Raw genomic sequence first — 18,949 nt, 5'->3', positions numbered from 1 at the left:
TAGAGAACATAATAAAAAGCCCTTCTCACATGATGGAAAAGGGCTTTTTATGCTATTTTTTCGGAATCCGAATCGTGAATTGATAAAATTCCTCATGATCCTCTTCTTCTGTGTTGATCGTGAGTCCGCTCTTTAGAACCATGTCTACCGATTGACGGACGGTATTAATGGCAAGCCGAGTATCCTTACTGAATGATTTCCTCTTTGCAGCAGGTTTCTTCTCGGCCATTTCTCCTTCAATCATCCGTTTAACACGTTCTTCTGTTTGTTTGACGTTCAGATGCTTTTCTATGATTTCCTGAAGAATTGCTTCCTGTTTATCTGGAGATTTTAGAATGATGAGAGCTCGTGCATGTCTCTCTGTGATCTGCTTCAGCAATAATGCATCCTGGATTGGCTGGGGAAGTTTAAGCAGACGGAGCTTGTTGGCGACCGTAGATTGCCCTTTTCCAAGTTTTTGAGCAAGGCTCTCCTGGGTAAGGCCATGGATCTCAAGAAGCTTCGCATAGGCCATAGCTTCCTCAATAGCGGTAAGCTCTTCTCTCTGTAGATTCTCGATCAGTGCGACCGAGGCTGTCTGCGAGTCATCAAATTCCTTTATAATAGCCGGAATGGTCTCCCAGCCCAGTTTTTGTACTGCTCTCCACCGCCGCTCTCCGGCGATGATTTCATAGGATCGTTCCCCCGATGGCCGGACAACAATCGGCTGGATGATTCCATGGGTCTCAATAGTTTGTGATAACTCTTCAATTCTTTCATCTATGAAAACGGTACGAGGCTGAAATTGATTCGGATGGATATCTTTTACCTGGAGTTGCAGTATTTCTTCATTTTCGTTTTTCTCTTCAGCTTCAGCTGTCTGATTTTTTTCACCGATGCCGAATAAGCGTGAAAAAGGATGTTTCATATGAATGACACCACCTTTTGTTATCTATCTTAGATTTTCGCTCTGTCCATCAGTATTCCTGCCAGATTTTGAAATTTCTTTGCCTCGCCGGCATATGTAGGCCAGATGTTTCACGTGAAACATTTGGCTCATGTTCAGGAAAGAGGATTCTTATTTGGCGTCCCAGGCTTCCTCGGATATTTTTTGGGAGTGTTCTTTTGTTTATCAACAAGCACGATGTATCGGTCACTGTTCTCTTCAGGGAGCTTAAAGGAATAAACATCCTTTACGCTTCCTCCGAGCATTTGAACAGCTTTTTTGCTGTCCTTCATTTCATCCGGCAGCTGTGAGCCTTTCATGGCTAAGAAATGGCCGCCCTTTTTAACAAGAGGAAGGCATAACTCACTGAGGACCGACATCCTGGCTACCGCACGGGCCATAACAAGATCATAGACCTCTCTTGTCTCAGGACGGTGTCCGAACGTCTCTGCACGGTCATGATAGAGTGAAACGTCCGTTAACTCCAATTTTGTTGAAAGATGCTCTAAGAATGTGATTCTCTTTTGCAATGAATCGCAGATAGAAAGCTTGATCTGAGGGAAACAGATTTTTAGCGGAATACCCGGGAAACCAGCTCCGGCACCGACATCACATACAGAGATTTCCTGATTAAAATCGAAATAGAAAGCGGCTGATAACGAATCATAAAAGTGCTTTAAGTATACTTCATCCTTTTCCGTAATGGCCGTTAAGTTCATTTTTTCATTCCATTCGACCAGGATGCGAAAATAATCTTCAAACTGCTGGAGCTGGCGGGGGGAAAGGTTGATTCCCTTCTCTGCCAGCTTCTCTTGAAAGGTTGTAATATTCATTTCTTCCTCCAAAACTTAACGTGCAAGCTTAGCTAGTTTTCCTTGCTCCAGGTAAACAAGCAAGATCGAAATATCCGCAGGGTTTACTCCTGACACCCTTGATGCCTGTCCTACAGAGAGGGGACGGACTTCCAGCAGCTTTTGTTTGGCTTCGGTTGCCAATCCGTTGATTGCTCCGTAATCAAGGTCAGCCGGCAGCTTTTTATTCTCCATCTTCCTCATTCGGTCAACCTGTGCAAGCTGTTTATCGATATAGCCAGCATATTTTACCTGGATTTCTACCTGCTCCGCGATCACTTCATCTACAGGAGTTTCAGATGGATGGATTTGAGCAATGACATCATACGTAATCTCCGGTCTTTTAAGGAGAGTCGCTGCAGTCATCGGTTCTTTAAGAGGGGAACTTTTTGCTCCTTGAAGAATATCCTGAACTTCAGGAGACGGTTTGACTGTGACATGCTCCAAACGCTCAATTTCCTGTTTGATCTTTTCTTTCTTTTCTGCAAAACGGTCATAACGCTCTTGAGGAATTAATCCAATCTCATATCCTTTTTCCGTCAATCTTAAATCCGCATTATCATGACGGAGAAGCAAACGGTATTCAGCACGTGAGGTAAGGAGACGGTAAGGCTCGTTCGTCCCTTTAGTGATCAGGTCATCAATGAGTACACCGATGTAAGCTTCGGATCGATCAAGAACAAGCGGTTCTTTGTTTTGCACTTTTAGAGCAGCATTGATCCCTGCCATAACACCTTGCCCGGCAGCTTCTTCATAGCCGCTCGTTCCGTTTAGCTGACCGGCAGTGAAAAGCCCTTCGACGTTCTTTGTTTCCAGTGTTGGCCACAGCTGAGTCGGTACGATGGCATCATATTCAATCGCATAGCCTGCACGCATTAATTCGGCTTTTTCCAATCCTGGAATGGTGGAAAGAATTTTGCGCTGAACATCTTCAGGCAAGCTTGTAGAAAGCCCCTGTACATACACTTCTTCCGTATTTCTTCCCTCAGGCTCTAAAAAGATCTGATGGCGCGGCTTGTCATTAAAGCGCACGATCTTATCTTCAATAGACGGACAATAGCGAGGTCCGGTACCTTCAATCATCCCTGAATACATCGGAGACCGATGAAGGTTGCCATTGATGAGCTCATGTGTCTCTGGACTTGTATAGGTCAGCCAGCACGGAAGCTGGTCTGTAATATACTTCGTTGTCTCATAAGAAAAAGCACGGGGTACTTCATCACCAGGTTGAATTTCCGTCACGGAATAATCGATGGTTTTGCTGTTCACACGCGGAGGAGTCCCCGTTTTGAATCTCACCATTTGAAAACCGAGCTCTTGAAGATGGTAAGACAGATTAACCGATGGCTGCATGTTATTCGGTCCGCTCTCATAGGACAACTCACCGATAATAATCTTTCCTCTTAAGTAGGTTCCAGTAGTCAGAACAACAGCAGAAGCATGATATTCTGCTCCGGTTTTCGTAACGACTCCCTTGCAAACGCCGTCCTCGATCAAAAGGCGTTCCACCATACCTTGCCTTAAAGTAAGATTCTCCGTGTTTTCCATCGTTTTTTTCATTTCATTCTGATACATGAATTTGTCTGCCTGCGCGCGCAAAGCACGGACAGCCGGGCCTTTGCCTGTATTCAGCATCCTCATTTGAATGTGTGTTTTATCAATATTTCTGGCCATTTCTCCGCCAAGAGCATCGAGCTCACGGACGACGATCCCTTTGGCAGGTCCGCCGACTGAAGGATTGCATGGCATATAGGCAATGGTGTCTAAGTTAAGGGTTAAACAAAGAGTTTCTGCCCCCATCCTTGCTGAAGCAAGTGCGGCTTCCACTCCTGCGTGGCCTGCTCCGACAACAATGACATCGAATCGGCCTGCATCATATCCCATTTTTCTTCCTCCTTTATTTCCCTAAACAGAACTGGGAGAACAATTGGTCAATTAAACTTTCGGAGACCGTATCTCCGATGATCTCACCGAGAATCTCCCAAGCCCGTGTAATATCAATCTGAACCATATCGACCGGCAGGTTAAGTTCAATTCCGTTTAACGCTTCATCTATATGGTGTATGGTTTGCTGCAGCAGGGCGATGTGCCTTGAATTGGACACGTATGTTATATCCTGTGACTCTATGCCCCCTTGGAAGAACAATTGAGCGATGCCTTCTTCAAGCAAATCGATCCCTTCTTCGTGAAGAAGAGACGTGGTGATCACAGGGTGCCGTCCTGCCAATTCTTTCACGCGGTTCATATCTATTTCTTGTTCAAGGTCTGTTTTGTTGACGATCACAATCACATCTAGCCCTTTAACGGCTTCAAACAGATTCTCATCTTCCTGAGACAAAGGTTCGTTATGGTTGACAACAAGTAAAATAAGATCTGATTCCTTAAGGACTTTGCGTGATTTTTCAACACCGATTCGTTCGACGATATCTTCTGTTTCACGAATTCCTGCGGTATCAACGAGTCGAAGGGGAACTCCTCTTACATTGACGTATTCCTCTATGACATCACGGGTCGTTCCTGCAACATCAGTCACGATCGCTTTGTTTTCATGAACGAGCGCATTCATCAGTGACGATTTTCCAACATTGGGCCGCCCGATAATCGCGGTAGAAAGGCCTTCACGCAAAATTTTCCCTTGCTGCGCCGTAGTCAGTATCTTATCTACTTCCCGTTTGACATACGTCAATTTTTCGTTCAGAAGGGAATGAGTCATTTCCTCTGCATCATATTCGGGATAGTCAATGTTCACTTCCACATGTGCAATGGTCTCAAGCAGCGTCTGTCTGAGCTTGCCGACCAGCTTGGACAAGCGCCCTTCCATTTGATTAAGCGCCACGTTCATCGCCCGATCTGTTTTTGCACGGATTAAATCCATTACCGCTTCTGCCTGTGACAGGTCGATCCTGCCGTTTAAAAAAGCGCGCTTTGTAAATTCGCCGGGTTCAGCCAATCTCGCTCCATTGTTAAGCACGAGCTGAAGTACACGGTTTACGGAGACGATCCCCCCGTGGCAGTTAATTTCAACCACATCTTCCCTCGTAAACGTCCGGGGACCTTTCATGATTGACACCATCACTTCCTCGACAGCTTCTCCCGTCTTTGGTTCGATCAGCTTGCCGTAATGAATCGTATGTGACTCCACTTCCTTGAGACTCTTTTTCCCTATATAAATGGAATCGGCAATCTGAATTGCCTCACTGCCGCTCAATCGCACAATAGCGATCGCTCCTTCACCCATTGGTGTGGAAATCGCCGTGATTGTATCGTATTCCATCCTTCTCACCTCTCTTTGAAACCAAAACATATTGTATCTATAGTATTATTTCCTTTATTTTCGTTTCTAACATATCCACAGTGGATAACTCTTCTGAAATAACAGGCATAATTATCCACAATACCTTTTAGTTTAACCCAGCTGGGATATAAAAGGCAATGAAAAAAGCCGGGGGTCATTGTTAAATTTGCGTGGTGTTTTTCCTGTTTAACCCGGGATCCAGCTACCAGAGCCTCGGGGCTGTTTCGCCTTCGAGCAGAAAACAAGTACGTTTTATGCTTAAAGCCTCCAACGCTTGTCGGCTCTAAACGGTCATTTCAGCTTTTCCAACTAAAAAACCCCGGGCAGCAGCCCGGAGCATTCATTTACTTCTTGGCGGGGCGGATGATGACCTTGCGGAACGGCTCTGCCCCTTCAGAAGTGGTTTCTATTTTTTTATTATTTCGAAGTGCCATATGTATGGCCTTTCTTTCGTTGGAAGGCATTGGTTCGAGTGCTACGCCTTTCCCTGTCGCCGCCACTTTCTGGGCCGTATGGAGAGCCAGGCGTTCGAGAGATTCCCGGCGGCGTTCTCTGTAATTTTCGGCATCAATAATGATACGAAGATAGCGGCTCGAATGGTTGTTGGCTACTAGATTAGTCAAATATTGAAGAGAGTTGAGGGTCTGTCCCCTTTTTCCGATCAAAATGGCAATCTTTTCGCCCGATAATTCCAGGATGATTTCTTCCCGCGTTTCTTTCAGTGAAATGGTAACAGGCACACCCATTTTCTCGGTGACTTCCTGTAAAAAAGCAACAGCCAGCTTTACCGGATCTGGTTTAAGAGAAACTTCTACTAAAGCCGGTTTTCCGCCAAAACCTAAAAATCCTTTTTTAGATTCTTCAAGAACTTTTACCTCAACCTGTTCTTTAGAAGCCTGAAGCTCGGCCAATGCTGTTGAAACTGCTTCTTCTACTGTTTTTCCCGTTACCTTAATCTGTTTCACTTTTTAGCTCCCCTATCAATTTCTTTTTTCTTATTCTTGTTCGGGGCTGTAATAAAATAAGTCTGTACAATCATAAATAAGTTACCAATTACCCAATACAGAGATAACGCTGCAGGGAAATTGATCGCAAATACAACAATCATGACCGGCATGATATAAAGAAGCATTTTCATTTGCGGGTTCGGGTTATCTGTGCCGCCCATCATAATCTTTTGCTGAAGGAACGTTGTAATACCCGCTACAACAGGCAAGATATAAAAAGGATCGTGCACTCCCAGATCGAACCATAGGAAGCTGTGATTCTTAATTTCCTGAGTACGCATGATCGCATGGTAGAAACCAAGCAGGATCGGCATCTGGATCAGCAATGGAAGACAGCCTGCCAGCGGATTCACTCCCTGGGATTGGAACAGCTGCATGGTTTCCTGCTGAAGTTTTTGCTGTGTGTTTGCATCCTTGGAGCTATACTTCTCGCGCAATTTTTGAAGCTCCGGCTGGATCGCTTGCATCGCTTTTGAACTTCTTGTCTGCTGAATCATTAACGGCAGTAAAGCCAATCGAATAAGAATCGTTACAACGACAATGGACAGTCCATAATTGTTACCCATCATCTCAGCGAAGGTTGTGATCACCCATGACAGCGGATAAACAAAGTACTCGTCCCAAAATCCCGTACTTTTTGAGGTAATTGGCGTATTTGTCGAGCTACAGCCAGCTAACAATACCATTAAACTGACCAGGGCAAACGTAATTCCTAATTTCTTTCGCACTCCTCATCCTCCTTAAAGCGTTGTTTCTTTATTTTCGGCGATTCTTTCTTTCAGGCACAGGGTCAATTCCGCCTGGATGGAAAGGATGGCATTTTAATATACGTTTAAAAGTCAGCCAGGTTCCTTTAATTGCACCAAATCGCTGAATTGCTTCAATTCCATAAGTCGAACATGTGGGGTAAAACCGGCAAGCAGGCGGCGTCATTGGGGAAATAAATCGCTGGTAAAAACGGATGATCAAAACGAAGAGCCGTTTCATTTACGCCTGCCCTTAGACTGTCTGATTGAACCGGCTCGCTGCAATACGTGCAGAAGGCTTTTTTCCATCTCAGAAAAATCCATGTCTGCTGTTGGATTTCTGGCAATAATGATGTAATCCCTTCCGGATAGGATCTCTCCTTCATGTTTCATGAAGATCTCCTTGACCACACGTTTTATCCTGTTCCGGGTCACCGCATTACCGACCCGCTTGCTGACAGATAATCCAAGCCGCAAATGGGACTGATCGCTTTTTTCCAGCGCATATATAACAAATTGGCGATTGGCAGACGATTTTCCTCTTTTAAATACTTCTTGAAATTCTTCGTTTTTCTTAATGCGCTTTTTCTTTTCCATCCGGCAACACTCCACCTGGATCTGATACGACTAATTTATTTTTTTAAAACGTTTAACTATAACAGTATGAGTTACTTATTCTAATCTAAACCGATTTCTGCTATTCCTATATCAGAAAAAAGACCACTGATGTCAGTGGCCTATGCAGATAATACTTTTCTTCCTTTTTGGCGGCGGCGAGCAAGAACTTTACGGCCGTTCTTAGTTGCCATACGCGCACGAAAACCATGTACTTTCTTACGTTTACGGTTATTTGGTTGGAACGTTGGTTTCATAATATATTACACCTCCCTGAGGATATCTCTAAAAAAGACAGTCTAAGTAAGTATAAGGACGCTTACCTTGATTTGTCAAGTCTTCATCAAATTTATTTAAAAAAACACCAGATCGGCAAAATGAAACACTTCCTCTGATCCGAACCGCAATTTTCGTTTTCTTCCCCCTTGTGGATACTTTTTTCGACACGATTTTCATTATCCACACCCTTTATCGACAAGTTTTACACAAAATCTAGTGCTGTGGACAACGTTGATACACAAGTTGTAGGGGTTGTGGATAAGTACGAAAAACACATTGCAATCATGGGATTTATTTGTTATGATTGTTGTGTTTTAACTCGTTGATAACTTCATGTGACAATGTTTTTATCCACAGCGTGTGGATAAAGTTGTGGACAGTTTAAAATTGATGTTTATAAGGTTGTCCACATCCTCTGCATGACTTACCTTATACTGATTTTCTACTATATTAATAGATTGTGTGCTTTTGCTGTGAATAGTATATTTATTCGATTATATACATATCGCTGTACAAGCCTTAAACAGCATCGAGCGATTTGTAAAAAGTACACCTATCAGCCTCAAGATGAACCTTATCCTCGACGGCCATTTTATGATTCGAACATCCATTCCGATTTGATTCATGAAAATTGCTTTCGATTATCTTGAGGTTTTCTTTCGCGCTGTCTTTAAGATGCAAGCAGGAAGTAAGCAAGGAAGAAGGAGCTTCGTTTATATAAATTTACTTAGGAGGGACAGTTGGTGGAGAATATTAATGACCTATGGAACAAAGCACTAGCTGCCATGGAAAAGAAGGTCAGCAAGCCCAGCTTTGAGACATGGTTGAAATCCACAGCGGCACATGCACTGCAAAATGATACGCTTGTCATTACTGCGCCGAACGAGTTTGCCCGTGACTGGCTGGAATCCCGTTATTCTACCCTGATCTCGGAAACTCTTCAGGACGTAACCGGTGCTGCCCTGGATGTCAAATTCATTATTCCTCAAAATCAGATGGAAGAAGAAGTTGACTTTGAAAAAGTGTTAAAGAAAACACAAAAAGTAAACGTGGACCAGCACGAAGAAGTAGCACAAAGCATGCTGAACCCAAAGTATACATTTGACCGATTCGTTATCGGATCTGGGAACAGATTTGCTCATGCCGCTTCTCTTGCAGTAGCCGAAGCGCCTGCCAAAGCCTATAATCCACTATTCATCTATGGAGGCGTCGGTTTGGGAAAAACCCACTTGATGCATGCGATCGGACATTATGTGATCGACCATAAACCAAATGCCAAAGTGGCTTATTTATCATCCGAAAAGTTTACAAATGAATTCATTAACTCGATCCGTGACAATAAAACTGTCGAATTTAGAAATAAATTCAGGAGTGTTGACGTTCTATTGATTGATGATATTCAATTTTTGGCGGGAAAAGAACAGACGCAGGAAGAATTTTTCCATACGTTCAATGCTCTACATGAGGAAAGCAAGCAAATTGTGATTTCCAGTGACCGTCCTCCAAAAGAGATTCCGACATTAGAGGACAGGCTTCGTTCCCGTTTCGAATGGGGGCTGATTACCGATATTACCCCGCCGGATCTTGAAACGAGGATTGCGATTCTGCGTAAAAAAGCGAAGGCTGAAGGATTGGACATTCCAAACGAGGTCATGCTTTATATCGCCAACCAGATTGACACCAACATTCGTGAGCTGGAAGGTGCTTTGATCCGCGTGGTCGCCTATTCTTCTCTCATAAATCAGGATATGAATGCCGACCTGGCGGCAGAAGCATTGAAGGACATCATTCCTTCCTCTAAACCGCGGATGATCACCATCCATCACATCCAAGAGATTGTAGGCAGGCATTACAATGTAAAACTCGAAGATTTCACAGCCAAAAAGCGGACGAAATCTGTTGCCTTTCCTCGTCAGATCGCCATGTATCTAGCCAGGGAGCTTACCGACAATTCGCTGCCCAAGATCGGCGAAGAATTTGGTGGAAGAGACCATACAACGGTCCTGCATGCCCATGAGAAAATTTCGAACTTAATGGTTTCTGACCAGCAGCTTCAAAAGAATATCAAGGAAATTCACGATCAGTTAAAATCGTAGTACAGCTTCTCGCGCTGTGAATCCTGTGAATAACCGGTACTTGCTTATACACAGTCTGTCCACATGTGGATAGGCTGTTATTCCTTTAACTTTTCGCAGTTATCCACAAATTCACAGGCCCTACTATTACTACGACGATTTTTTATTTAAAAAAATAAATAATATGACTCAATTCCAAAAAATTAAATGTTCAGGGGGATGATCATGAGATTTCAAATTAACCGAAGCCAGCTTATTGAAGGTGTTCAAGACGTAATGAAGGCCGTTTCTTCACGAACTACGATTCCAATTTTGACAGGGATTAAAATGGTCGTACATAGTGAAGGAATGACATTAACCGGCAGTGATTCCGATATTTCCATTGAACGATTGATTCCTATGGAAGAGAACGGTGAAGTGAATCTAGAAGTACAAAAACCTGGAAGTATCGTGCTGCAGGCGAGATACTTCTCTGAAATCGTTAAAAAACTGCCGAACGATACGGTCGAGATTGAAGTGGGAGAACGTTTTGAAACAAAACTTCGTTCAGGAGCATCCGAGTTCAGCCTGGTCGGCCTGGATCCTGAAGAATATCCGCGCCTACCTCAGATCGAAGAACAAAATGTATTCAGTATTCAAGGAGATCTGCTTCGCCAAATTATCCGTCAAACTGTCTTTGCGGTGTCCACGTCAGAAACACGTCCTATATTAACCGGGGTGAACATCAAACTGGAGGATGGTGTTCTGACCTGCGTGGCAACAGACAGCCACCGCCTTGCACAACGCACAGCAAAAATTGAGAGCAACACGGAAGAGTTATCGTTCCAGAATGTAGTCATTCCAGGGAAAAGCCTCAATGAACTTTCTAAGATCGTCGAAGAATCCAGTGAGCTCGTTCAAATCGTTGTGACAGATAATCAAGTCCTATTTAAAACGAAGAATACATTGTTCTTCTCCCGTCTGCTTGACGGCAATTATCCGGATACAAGCAAGCTTCTTCCTAGTGAGAGCAAAACTACACTGGGATTATCCACAAAAGAGTTTCTTCAAGCGATCGACCGTGCTTCTCTTTTGGCGAGAGAAGGAAGAAACAATGTAGTCAAGCTCGCCACCCTGGATAACCAGACGGTCGAGATCTCTTCCAACTCGCCGGAAATCGGTAAGGTTTACGAGAACGTCATCACCGAATCTATGGAGGGAGAAGAGCTTAAAATTTCGTTCAACGCGAAATATATGATCGACGCCCTTAAAGCGATGGACTGTACAGAGATTAAAGTATTGTTTACCGGGGCGATGCGGCCGTTCCTGATCACACCGGTAGAAAACGAAACGGTTAAACAGCTCATCCTTCCTGTCAGAACGTATTAAGAACTAAAATAACGAATAAAAAAAGCTGCTGGTTTTGATCCGGCAGCTTTTATGCCTTTTCATAAAGAGGTTGAAATTGAAAATACTAGTGAAAAAAGGGGTGTTAAGATGGAGACTGTAAAAATAACAACCGAATATATAACTTTGCAGCAGCTTTTAAAACACGTAGATGCCATCTCCAGCGGTGGAATGGTAAAATGGTATTTAGCAGAGAATGAAGTGCTGGTGAATGGAGAACCTGAAAACCGACGGGGAAGAAAGCTTTATGAAGGCGATGCGGTCACGGTTCCCGACTTAGGAGAATTCACTGTAGCGAGATAGATGGGGGTATCCCGTTGTATATTGAACAATTAAACGTTAGGAACTACCGAAATTATTCGTCCCAGGAGATTAACTTTGAAAATAAGGTAAACGTGTTTCTTGGTGAAAACGCACAGGGGAAAACGAATGTGATGGAGGCCATCTACGTGCTGGCAATGGCAAAATCCCACAGAACTCCCCGTGATAAAGAATTAATCTATTGGGACGAAGAATATGCTAAAATAGAAGGACGGGTTCAAAAAAGGACCGGACCATTCAGTTTAAGCCTGGTCATTTCGCAAAAAGGAAAAAAGGCAAAAGTCAATGGACTTGAACAGCGGAGGCTGACCGATTATATAGGGGCATTAAATGTCGTCATGTTTGCACCTGAGGATCTGAATCTTGTAAAAGGGAGTCCCCAGGTGCGACGTCGTTTTATTGATATGGAGATTGGGCAGGTCAACCCTGTTTACCTCCATTATCTGACCCAGTATCAAAAAGTCCTCGCTCAGCGCAACTCGCTGCTTCGGGATATGCAGCGAAGCCGTTCAAAGGAAAACGGAGTCATGCTGGACATTCTGACTGAACAAATGATTCAGTCGGCTGCAAGGGTAACGGAAAAACGCATGAGCTATATGAAACTGCTGCAAAGCTGGGCGGATCCGATCCATCACGGGATCAGCCGCGGGCTTGAAAAGCTGGAAGTTTTATATAAACCGACCATTGACGTATGTGAAGAGCAAGATTTGTCGAAAATGATAGAAGCTTATGAACAAAAGTTTGTTAAAATAAAAGATAGAGAAATAGAGCGAGGGACCTCTCTTTTCGGGCCGCACCGTGACGACCTGCTTTTCCATGTGAACGGAAAAGATGTACAGACGTTCGGTTCACAGGGCCAGCAGAGGACGACTGCGCTTTCGATTAAACTTGCAGAGATCGATCTTATTCATTCAGAAGTCGGCGAATATCCGCTGCTCCTGCTGGATGACGTTTTATCAGAGCTCGATGATTACCGGCAGTCTCATCTGCTGAACACGATTCAAGGCAAAGTACAGACGTTTGTAACAACTACGAGTGTGGAAGGTATTCATCATGAAACGCTGGAAAAGGCGGCAACGTACCATGTCGAACAAGGTGCGATTGAACGGATAAGGTGAGGTGAAACATGTTACTTCATATTGGCGAAGAAGCGGTGATCCAGCAAAGCGAGATTGTAGCGATTCTGGATTACCATGCACTTGAAAGCTCGGAATTAATGAACGCCTTTTTAAGGCATCACAAAGAAAAGAAAAGCATGGTCAATCTATGCGACACAAACCCAAAATCCGTCATCATCACAAAGGAACATGTTTATCTCTCCCCTTTATCCTCGGTTACACTGAAAAAACGGGCAGGAGAACGTATTGATTTTGCCCATAGCTGGTATTTAAAGTAACAGGCTTTATTTTTGAAATTGTTCCCGAAACAGAAATGTAGGTGAAGAAAAAATGACTACTGATCAAAAATTAGAACAGCATTATGATGAAAGCGATATTCAAGTATTAGAAGGCCTTGAGGCTGTCCGTAAACGTCCCGGAATGTACATCGGTTCCACGAACGTAAAAGGGCTGCACCACCTGGTGTGGGAAATCGTCGATAACGCGATCGATGAAGCATTGGCTGGCTACTGTGATGAGATTACAGTCACAGTGGAAAAAGATAACAGCATTACCGTCACCGATAATGGACGCGGTATTCCAGTAGGAATCCAAGAAAAAATGGGTCGTCCTGCTGTAGAGGTCATCATGACGGTGCTCCATGCCGGCGGTAAATTCGGCGGCGGCGGATATAAAGTATCCGGCGGGCTTCACGGGGTTGGTGCGTCCGTTGTTAACGCCCTTTCCAGTGAGATGGATGTAACCGTCCACCGAGACGGAAAAATTCATTATCAGCAGTATCACCGCGGTGTGCCGGCAGCCGACCTGGCTGTCATCGGTGAAACCGACAAACGCGGAACGATCATTCATTTCGTTCCGGACAAAGAAATATTTACGGAAACGACAGTTTATGATTTCGCGACCCTTTCTCAAAGAATCCGGGAGCTTGCCTACCTAAACCGCGGGATTAAAATCATCGCAAGGGATAAACGCGAGGAAGAACCGGTCGAACAGGAATACCATTATGAAGGCGGGATTAAATCCTATGTTGAACATATTAATCGTTCACGCGAACCCCTTCATGAGCCGATCTTCATCGAGGGAGAGAAAGAAGGCATCTCACTAGAAATCGCACTGCAGTATAACGACAGCTATACGAGCAACATCTATTCTTTTGCCAACAACATTAATACGCATGAAGGCGGAACGCACGAATCCGGTTTTAAAACCGCATTAACCCGCGTAATCAACGATTATGGGCGCCGAAACAACATGTTTAAAGACAGTGACACGAACTTGTCCGGTGATGATGTCCGTGAAGGCTTGACCGCCATCATCTCCATCAAGCATCCAGATCCCCAGTTCGAAGGGCAGACGAAAACGAAGCTTGGAAACTCCGAGGCGAGGACGATTACTGAATCTCTATTCTCTGAGCAGTTCTCCACCTTTATGCTGGAGAATCCGAACGTCGCCAAGCGTGTATTGGAAAAAGGGATGATGGCGCTTCGCGCACGTGTCGCTGCCAAAAAAGCCCGCGAATTGACACGAAGGAAAAGCGCTCTTGATGTTTCCTCTCTTCCTGGTAAATTGGCCGACTGTTCTTCAAAAGACGCCAGCGTATCCGAGCTTTACATCGTTGAGGGTGACTCAGCAGGCGGATCAGCCAAACAGGGACGTGACCGCCATTTCCAGGCGATTCTGCCATTGCGCGGTAAGATCATCAACGTTGAAAAAGCACGCCTTGATAAAATCCTGTCGAACAACGAAATCAGAGCCATCATTACGGCACTGGGCACAGGAATTGGCGAAGATTTTGATATTTCAAAAGCAAGATACCATAAAATTATCATCATGACGGATGCCGATGTCGACGGCGCTCATATCCGCACCTTGCTATTAACGTTCTTCTACCGTTACATGAGGCCGATCATTGAGAATGGCTATATTTATATCGCTCAGCCTCCGCTCTATAAGATCCAGCAGGGCAAACGGATTGAGTACGCTTATAACGATAAAGAAATGGAAAGAATAATGAGTGAGATCCCGCAGACCCCGAAACCGGGCGTTCAGCGCTACAAAGGTCTCGGAGAAATGAACCCTGCCCAGCTTTGGGAGACGACCATGGATCCGGATACCCGCACGCTGCTGCAGGTAGAACTGAAAGATGCGATGGAAGCGGATGAAACCTTCGAAATTTTAATGGGGGATAAGGTAGAACCGCGCCGCGATTTCATTCAGGAAAACGCCCATTACGTCAAAAACTTGGATATTTAACAACAGTGGAAACAGGGCGCACCCCTGTTTCTCTTACCGTTTTTATAGATATTATTTTTAAAGAAATGAGTGCACCTTAAAAGAATTTCTTATGGATCATGCAGTAAATGGAGGTTAGAACTAATGTCTGAAGCAGATCAATCCCGGGTGAAGGAAATAAATATCAGCTCGGAAATGCGTACATCATTTATGGATTATGCCATGAGCGTTATTGTCAGCCGTGCTCTTCCCGATGTCCGTGACGGGCTGAAGCCTGTTCATAGACGGATTCTTTATGCGATGAACGATCTGGGCATGACCGCTGATAAAGCGTACAAAAAGTCAGCACGTATCGTAGGAGAGGTTATCGGTAAGTATCATCCGCACGGTGACTCTGCCGTTTATGAAACAATGGTTCGAATGGCGCAGGATTTCAACTATCGGCACATGCTGATCGACGGCCACGGAAACTTTGGATCCGTGGATGGGGATGCCGCTGCGGCTATGCGTTATACCGAAGCCAGAATGTCAAAAATAGCGATGGAACTCGTTCGTGATATCAACAAAGATACAATCGATTATAAGGATAACTACGACGGCTCCGAGCGTGAACCCGTCGTTATGCCTTCCCGTTTCCCGAACCTGCTGGTAAACGGTACATCCGGAATTGCTGTAGGGATGGCAACCAATATCCCTCCTCATCATCTCGGTGAAGTCATCGATGGTATTCTTGAACTCAGCCGCAATCCTGACATCACTATTCCTGAGCTTATGGAATTCATTCCAGGTCCGGATTTCCCGACTGCTGGTGAAATTTTAGGGCGTGAAGGGATTCGAAAAGCTTATCAGACAGGCAGAGGCTCCATTATTATCCGTGCTAAAGCAGAAATTGAAGAACAACCAAACGGAAAAAGCACCATCATTGTTAATGAGATCCCATATCAGGTCAATAAAGCCCGCCTGATTGAAAAGATCGCGGAATTAGTCAGAGATAAAAAGATCGACGGCATTACCGATCTGCGCGACGAGTCAGACCGCAACGGAATGCGTATTGTAATCGAAGTGCGCCGTGATGCGAATGCCAATGTTCTTTTAAATAACTTATATAAACAGACCGCACTGCAAACCAGCTTTGGTATAAATATGCTGGCATTGGTGGACGGCCAGCCGAAAGTGTTGAACCTTAAAGAATGTCTGCATTATTACTTGAAACATCAGCAGGTCATCATCCGCAGAAGAACCGAGTTCGATCTTCGCAAGGCAGAAGCCCGTGCTCACATCCTCGAAGGACTAAGAATTGCGCTGGATCATCTTGATGAAGTCATCGCCCTTATCCGTTCTTCAAGAACAACAGAAATTGCGAGAGACGGCTTGATGGAGAAATTCTCTCTAAGCTACGAGCAGGCTCAAGCGATCCTGGAAATGAGACTGCAGCGTTTGACCGGCCTGGAGCGGGACAAGATTGAAAATGAGTATAAAGAACTCGTCGCTCTTATCGCCGAGCTGAAAGCCATCTTGGCAGATGAGGAAAAGATTCTCGAAATCATTCGTGAAGAGCTCATCGAGATTAAAGATCGCTTCAGCGATGAACGCCGTACGAACATTACGGTCGGCTTTGACATGATCGAGGATGAAGACCTCATTCCAAGAACAAACGTCGTCATTACTTTGACGAACAAAGGATACATCAAGCGGCTTCCTATCTCTACCTATCGTTCACAGCGGCGCGGTGGCCGCGGGATACAAGGGATGGGAACAGGTGAAGATGATTTCGTGGAACATCTCTTTACGACAAACTCTCATAACACGATCCTCTTCTTTACGAATAAAGGGAAGGTATACCGTCTGAAAGGTTATGAGATTCCTGAGATGAGCAGAACGGCGAAAGGAATTCCAATTGTCAATATGCTTCAAGTTGAACGTGAAGAGACGATTTCTGCTGTCATTCCTGTGGAAGAATTCGAGGATACATGGTACCTCAACTTTATGACAAGACATGGGATCACTAAGCGTTCCCCGCTTTCTCAGTTTGCGAATATCCGAAAAGGCGGACTGTTTGCCATCACGTTGCGTGAAGATGATGAGCTGATGGGCGTTAAACTGACAGACGGCAGCAAGGATATTATCGTCGGAACGAGTCAGGGAATGGCGATTCGCTATAAAGAGGACGATGTACGGTCCATGGGCCGTACAGCTGCAGGGGTAAAAGCGGTAACTCTCGGCGAAGATGATTATGTCGTCGGTATGGAAGTGCTTGATGAAACACAGGATGTACTGATTGTTACGAAAAAAGGGTACGGCAAGCGTACTCCAATGGAAGAATACCGACTGCAGTCACGCGGCGGTAAAGGAATCAAGACATGTAACATCACCGACCGGAACGGTGCGATCATCGCTCTTAAAACGGTAACGGATGAGGAAGATCTCATGATTATTACCGCGGACGGTATCTTGATCCGTATGAACGTGTCCGGAATATCATCCATGGGAAGAAATACTCAAGGTGTGAAATTAATCTCTATGCATGAAGGCAACCATGTAGCCACGGTAGCCGTTGTAGAAAAAGAGATCGAAGAAGATCTGGAAGAGGGTTCAGAAGATGAAACAGATGCCCCGGAAGCCACTGAGGCACCTGAAGAATCTTCAAATGAAAACGACACAGAAGAATAGGTTTGATAAAAAGAGGAAAATAATCATATATTTTCCTCTTTTTTATATGTAAAATGAAAGGGATTTCAGTTTAAATGAAGTGGGGAACCATGATGATCATTCATACTTCGGCGGCTCGAGCCGGCCAAGTCCTGGCTGCCGATCTATTCGGCCGCACCAATCATCCTATGATTAGAAAGAACACCGTCCTGACTGCTGAGCACCTGGACATTTTATCTTTATTCATGATCAAAGAGATCGAAATTCTCTCTGACACATCCGATAAAAAACAGGCAGCCGATCCAAATTCTCAAAAAAGCCAGTTAACACCAGATAACCCATCAAAGATGCACAGCCATTTTCTAACGCTGTATAAGGAAGCTGTAAAGCAGTATAAAGTACTGTTTACCAATTGGGAAGCCGGCGCTCCAATCGATGCGCTTTCTTTAAGGAAAGCTATCGTCCACGTTGTGGAAAAAGGGATGGATCACCCGGGAGAAATATCGAACATGCAGCAAATAACAAACAGAGACGATTACCTGGCGTATCATGCTGTGTCTTTGGCTGTACTCAGTGCTTTCATCGCCAGAAGACTTGGATATCCAAGGGGAGAATGCCTCCAGATCGGTATGGCCGGTGCGCTGTGCGACTGCGGCATGTCCAGAATATCACCGGCGATCTTAAAGAAAAAAGGTCCATTAAATCCTCAAGAGCTTAAAGAAATGAAGCAGCATTCCATTCATGGTTATAACTTGCTTAAAAAATTGCCTGCGATAAAAGAAGGTGTTCTTCTCGGGGTCCTGCAGCATCATGAACGTGAGGACGGTAGCGGCTATCCGCTCAAGGTCCCAGGTAGCAAGCTTCATCCCTACAGCCGCATCCTTGCCGTGGCGGATGTCTATCTTGCCATGACCTCGGAAAGATCATATCGGACAAAACTAAGCCCATTCAAAGTTATCGAATTAATGATGAAAGACCAATTCGGCCAGTTTGATCCTGGTATTATTCGGGTGATTACTGATGGACTCACTATATTTTCAGCCGGCAGCAAAGTAAGACTGTCGAACGGCCAGATTGGATTAATCGTTTTTAAGGAGGATTCATATCCTACAAGACCAATCGTTCAGCTTCATCAATCGGAGGATATTATCTCCTTAATGGAACGTAAGGATCTTTATATTGAAGAAACGCTTTATTATTAAAGGAATACAAGGGCATTCTGCGAGGGCAGAAGGTCTTTTTTTATGTTTACACTTTTTTATCAAAAAAATACTTGCAAAACAAATATTATAATGGTATATTTATTTAGCTTCTTGTTTCGCCTGTTTTATCGGCAAACTCCTGAAAAAACTTTTTCAGGAAAATGGTTGACTTAATAGATACTAGTATGGTATTCTAATAAAGTCGCCAAAACGAGCGGCAAAACAAAAATGTTCTTTGAAAACCAAAC

17 protein-coding genes are annotated in these 18,949 nt (G+C 44.4%); 8 read left to right on the top strand and 9 right to left on the bottom strand.

All coding sequences use genetic code 11. The features are described 5' to 3' along the window. Nucleotides 1-52: 52 nt before the first annotated feature. The 9 genes from noc to rpmH all read right to left on the bottom strand — a co-directional run bounded on the left by noc (nt 53) and on the right by rpmH (nt 7,696). A complete protein-coding gene (noc, locus tag QYF49_RS00085; RefSeq protein WP_290397610.1) occupies nt 53-907 on the bottom strand; it encodes a nucleoid occlusion protein in 855 nt (284 codons plus the stop codon). Between the two features lie 134 nt (nt 908-1,041). After that, entirely contained in the window at nt 1,042-1,758 is a 717-nt protein-coding gene (gene rsmG, locus QYF49_RS00080; protein WP_290397609.1) for a 16S rRNA (guanine(527)-N(7))-methyltransferase RsmG, read from the bottom strand. A gap of 15 nt (nt 1,759-1,773) precedes the next feature. After that, the gene (gene mnmG, locus QYF49_RS00075; RefSeq protein ID WP_290397608.1) at nt 1,774-3,660 is read right to left on the bottom strand and encodes a tRNA uridine-5-carboxymethylaminomethyl(34) synthesis enzyme MnmG; all 1,887 of its coding nucleotides are present in this window, start codon (nt 3,658-3,660) and stop codon (nt 1,774-1,776) included. A 13-nt stretch (nt 3,661-3,673) separates the two neighbouring features. After that, nucleotides 3,674-5,050 carry a tRNA uridine-5-carboxymethylaminomethyl(34) synthesis GTPase MnmE gene (mnmE, locus tag QYF49_RS00070; protein WP_290397607.1) on the bottom strand — a complete coding sequence of 459 codons (1,377 nt, stop codon included), beginning with the start codon at nt 5,048-5,050 and terminating at the stop codon, nt 3,674-3,676. 365 nt (nt 5,051-5,415) lie between these two features. Next, nucleotides 5,416-6,036 carry an RNA-binding cell elongation regulator Jag/EloR gene (jag, locus tag QYF49_RS00065; protein WP_290397606.1) on the bottom strand — a complete coding sequence of 207 codons (621 nt, stop codon included), beginning with the start codon at nt 6,034-6,036 and terminating at the stop codon, nt 5,416-5,418. Then, complete coding sequence (gene spoIIIJ / locus QYF49_RS00060) at nt 6,033-6,806, bottom strand: YidC family membrane integrase SpoIIIJ (protein WP_290397605.1); 774 nt, start codon at nt 6,804-6,806, stop codon at nt 6,033-6,035. The genes jag and spoIIIJ overlap by 4 nt, the downstream gene beginning before the upstream one ends. A gap of 28 nt (nt 6,807-6,834) precedes the next feature. Then, the gene (gene yidD, locus QYF49_RS00055; protein ID WP_290397604.1) at nt 6,835-7,065 is read right to left on the bottom strand and encodes a membrane protein insertion efficiency factor YidD; all 231 of its coding nucleotides are present in this window, start codon (nt 7,063-7,065) and stop codon (nt 6,835-6,837) included. Continuing rightward, on the bottom strand, nt 7,062-7,421 hold the full coding sequence (gene rnpA / locus QYF49_RS00050) for a ribonuclease P protein component (protein WP_290397603.1): 360 nt from the start codon (nt 7,419-7,421) through the stop codon (nt 7,062-7,064). Before rnpA ends, yidD begins: the two co-directional genes overlap by 4 nt. Nucleotides 7,422-7,561: 140 nt before the next feature. Continuing rightward, nucleotides 7,562-7,696 carry a 50S ribosomal protein L34 gene (rpmH, locus tag QYF49_RS00045; RefSeq protein ID WP_007201576.1) on the bottom strand — a complete coding sequence of 45 codons (135 nt, stop codon included), beginning with the start codon at nt 7,694-7,696 and terminating at the stop codon, nt 7,562-7,564. A 765-nt stretch (nt 7,697-8,461) separates the two neighbouring features. Here rpmH and dnaA point away from each other — a divergent pair. From dnaA to QYF49_RS00005, 8 genes are all read left to right on the top strand, one after another. Next, nucleotides 8,462-9,814 carry a chromosomal replication initiator protein DnaA gene (gene dnaA, locus QYF49_RS00040; protein ID WP_290397602.1) on the top strand — a complete coding sequence of 451 codons (1,353 nt, stop codon included), beginning with the start codon at nt 8,462-8,464 and terminating at the stop codon, nt 9,812-9,814. 204 nt (nt 9,815-10,018) lie between these two features. Continuing rightward, complete coding sequence (gene dnaN / locus QYF49_RS00035) at nt 10,019-11,161, top strand: DNA polymerase III subunit beta (protein ID WP_290397601.1); 1,143 nt, start codon at nt 10,019-10,021, stop codon at nt 11,159-11,161. A gap of 108 nt (nt 11,162-11,269) precedes the next feature. Continuing rightward, nucleotides 11,270-11,482, top strand: coding sequence for a S4 domain-containing protein YaaA (gene yaaA, locus QYF49_RS00030; protein ID WP_290397600.1), 213 nt, complete (start codon nt 11,270-11,272; stop codon nt 11,480-11,482). A gap of 14 nt (nt 11,483-11,496) precedes the next feature. Next, nucleotides 11,497-12,618: a DNA replication/repair protein RecF gene (gene recF / locus QYF49_RS00025; RefSeq protein ID WP_290397599.1), complete on the top strand. Its 1,122-nt coding sequence runs from the start codon at nt 11,497-11,499 to the stop codon at nt 12,616-12,618. A gap of 8 nt (nt 12,619-12,626) precedes the next feature. Then, complete coding sequence (remB, locus tag QYF49_RS00020; RefSeq protein WP_290397598.1) at nt 12,627-12,896, top strand: extracellular matrix regulator RemB; 270 nt, start codon at nt 12,627-12,629, stop codon at nt 12,894-12,896. Between the two features lie 52 nt (nt 12,897-12,948). Beyond that, nucleotides 12,949-14,871: a DNA topoisomerase (ATP-hydrolyzing) subunit B gene (gene gyrB / locus QYF49_RS00015; RefSeq protein WP_290397597.1), complete on the top strand. Its 1,923-nt coding sequence runs from the start codon at nt 12,949-12,951 to the stop codon at nt 14,869-14,871. Nucleotides 14,872-14,994: 123 nt separating this feature from the next. Continuing rightward, the gene (gyrA, locus tag QYF49_RS00010) at nt 14,995-17,520 is read left to right on the top strand and encodes a DNA gyrase subunit A (protein WP_290397596.1); all 2,526 of its coding nucleotides are present in this window, start codon (nt 14,995-14,997) and stop codon (nt 17,518-17,520) included. Nucleotides 17,521-17,594: 74 nt separating this feature from the next. Next, on the top strand, nt 17,595-18,701 hold the full coding sequence (locus tag QYF49_RS00005) for an HD-GYP domain-containing protein (protein WP_290397595.1): 1,107 nt from the start codon (nt 17,595-17,597) through the stop codon (nt 18,699-18,701). Nucleotides 18,702-18,949: the final 248 nt, after the last annotated feature.

The sequence above is a fragment of the Fictibacillus terranigra genome, from assembly GCF_030412265.1.
In the GTDB taxonomy this organism is placed as follows: domain Bacteria; phylum Bacillota; class Bacilli; order Bacillales; family Fictibacillaceae; genus Fictibacillus_C; species Fictibacillus_C terrinigri.
Note: the sequence above shows the minus strand (reverse complement) of the source record. Positions and strands in the feature narration are given on the sequence as shown.

What these genes read in the sequence shown, in the direction of transcription:
- noc (WP_290397610.1), bottom strand. Translation starts at nt 907, where the DNA reads ATGAAACATCCTTTTTCACGCTTATTCGGCATCGGTGAAAAAAATCAG.
- rsmG (WP_290397609.1), bottom strand. Translation starts at nt 1,758, where the DNA reads ATGAATATTACAACCTTTCAAGAGAAGCTGGCAGAGAAGGGAATCAAC.
- mnmG (WP_290397608.1), bottom strand. Translation starts at nt 3,660, where the DNA reads ATGGGATATGATGCAGGCCGATTCGATGTCATTGTTGTCGGAGCAGGC.
- mnmE (WP_290397607.1), bottom strand. Translation starts at nt 5,050, where the DNA reads ATGGAATACGATACAATCACGGCGATTTCCACACCAATGGGTGAAGGA.
- yidD (WP_290397604.1), bottom strand. Translation starts at nt 7,065, where the DNA reads ATGAAACGGCTCTTCGTTTTGATCATCCGTTTTTACCAGCGATTTATT.
- rnpA (WP_290397603.1), bottom strand. Translation starts at nt 7,421, where the DNA reads ATGGAAAAGAAAAAGCGCATTAAGAAAAACGAAGAATTTCAAGAAGTA.
- rpmH (WP_007201576.1), bottom strand. Translation starts at nt 7,696, where the DNA reads ATGAAACCAACGTTCCAACCAAATAACCGTAAACGTAAGAAAGTACAT.
- dnaN (WP_290397601.1), top strand. Translation starts at nt 10,019, where the DNA reads ATGAGATTTCAAATTAACCGAAGCCAGCTTATTGAAGGTGTTCAAGAC.
- yaaA (WP_290397600.1), top strand. Translation starts at nt 11,270, where the DNA reads ATGGAGACTGTAAAAATAACAACCGAATATATAACTTTGCAGCAGCTT.
- remB (WP_290397598.1), top strand. Translation starts at nt 12,627, where the DNA reads ATGTTACTTCATATTGGCGAAGAAGCGGTGATCCAGCAAAGCGAGATT.
- gyrB (WP_290397597.1), top strand. Translation starts at nt 12,949, where the DNA reads ATGACTACTGATCAAAAATTAGAACAGCATTATGATGAAAGCGATATT.
- gyrA (WP_290397596.1), top strand. Translation starts at nt 14,995, where the DNA reads ATGTCTGAAGCAGATCAATCCCGGGTGAAGGAAATAAATATCAGCTCG.
- QYF49_RS00005 (WP_290397595.1), top strand. Translation starts at nt 17,595, where the DNA reads ATGAAGTGGGGAACCATGATGATCATTCATACTTCGGCGGCTCGAGCC.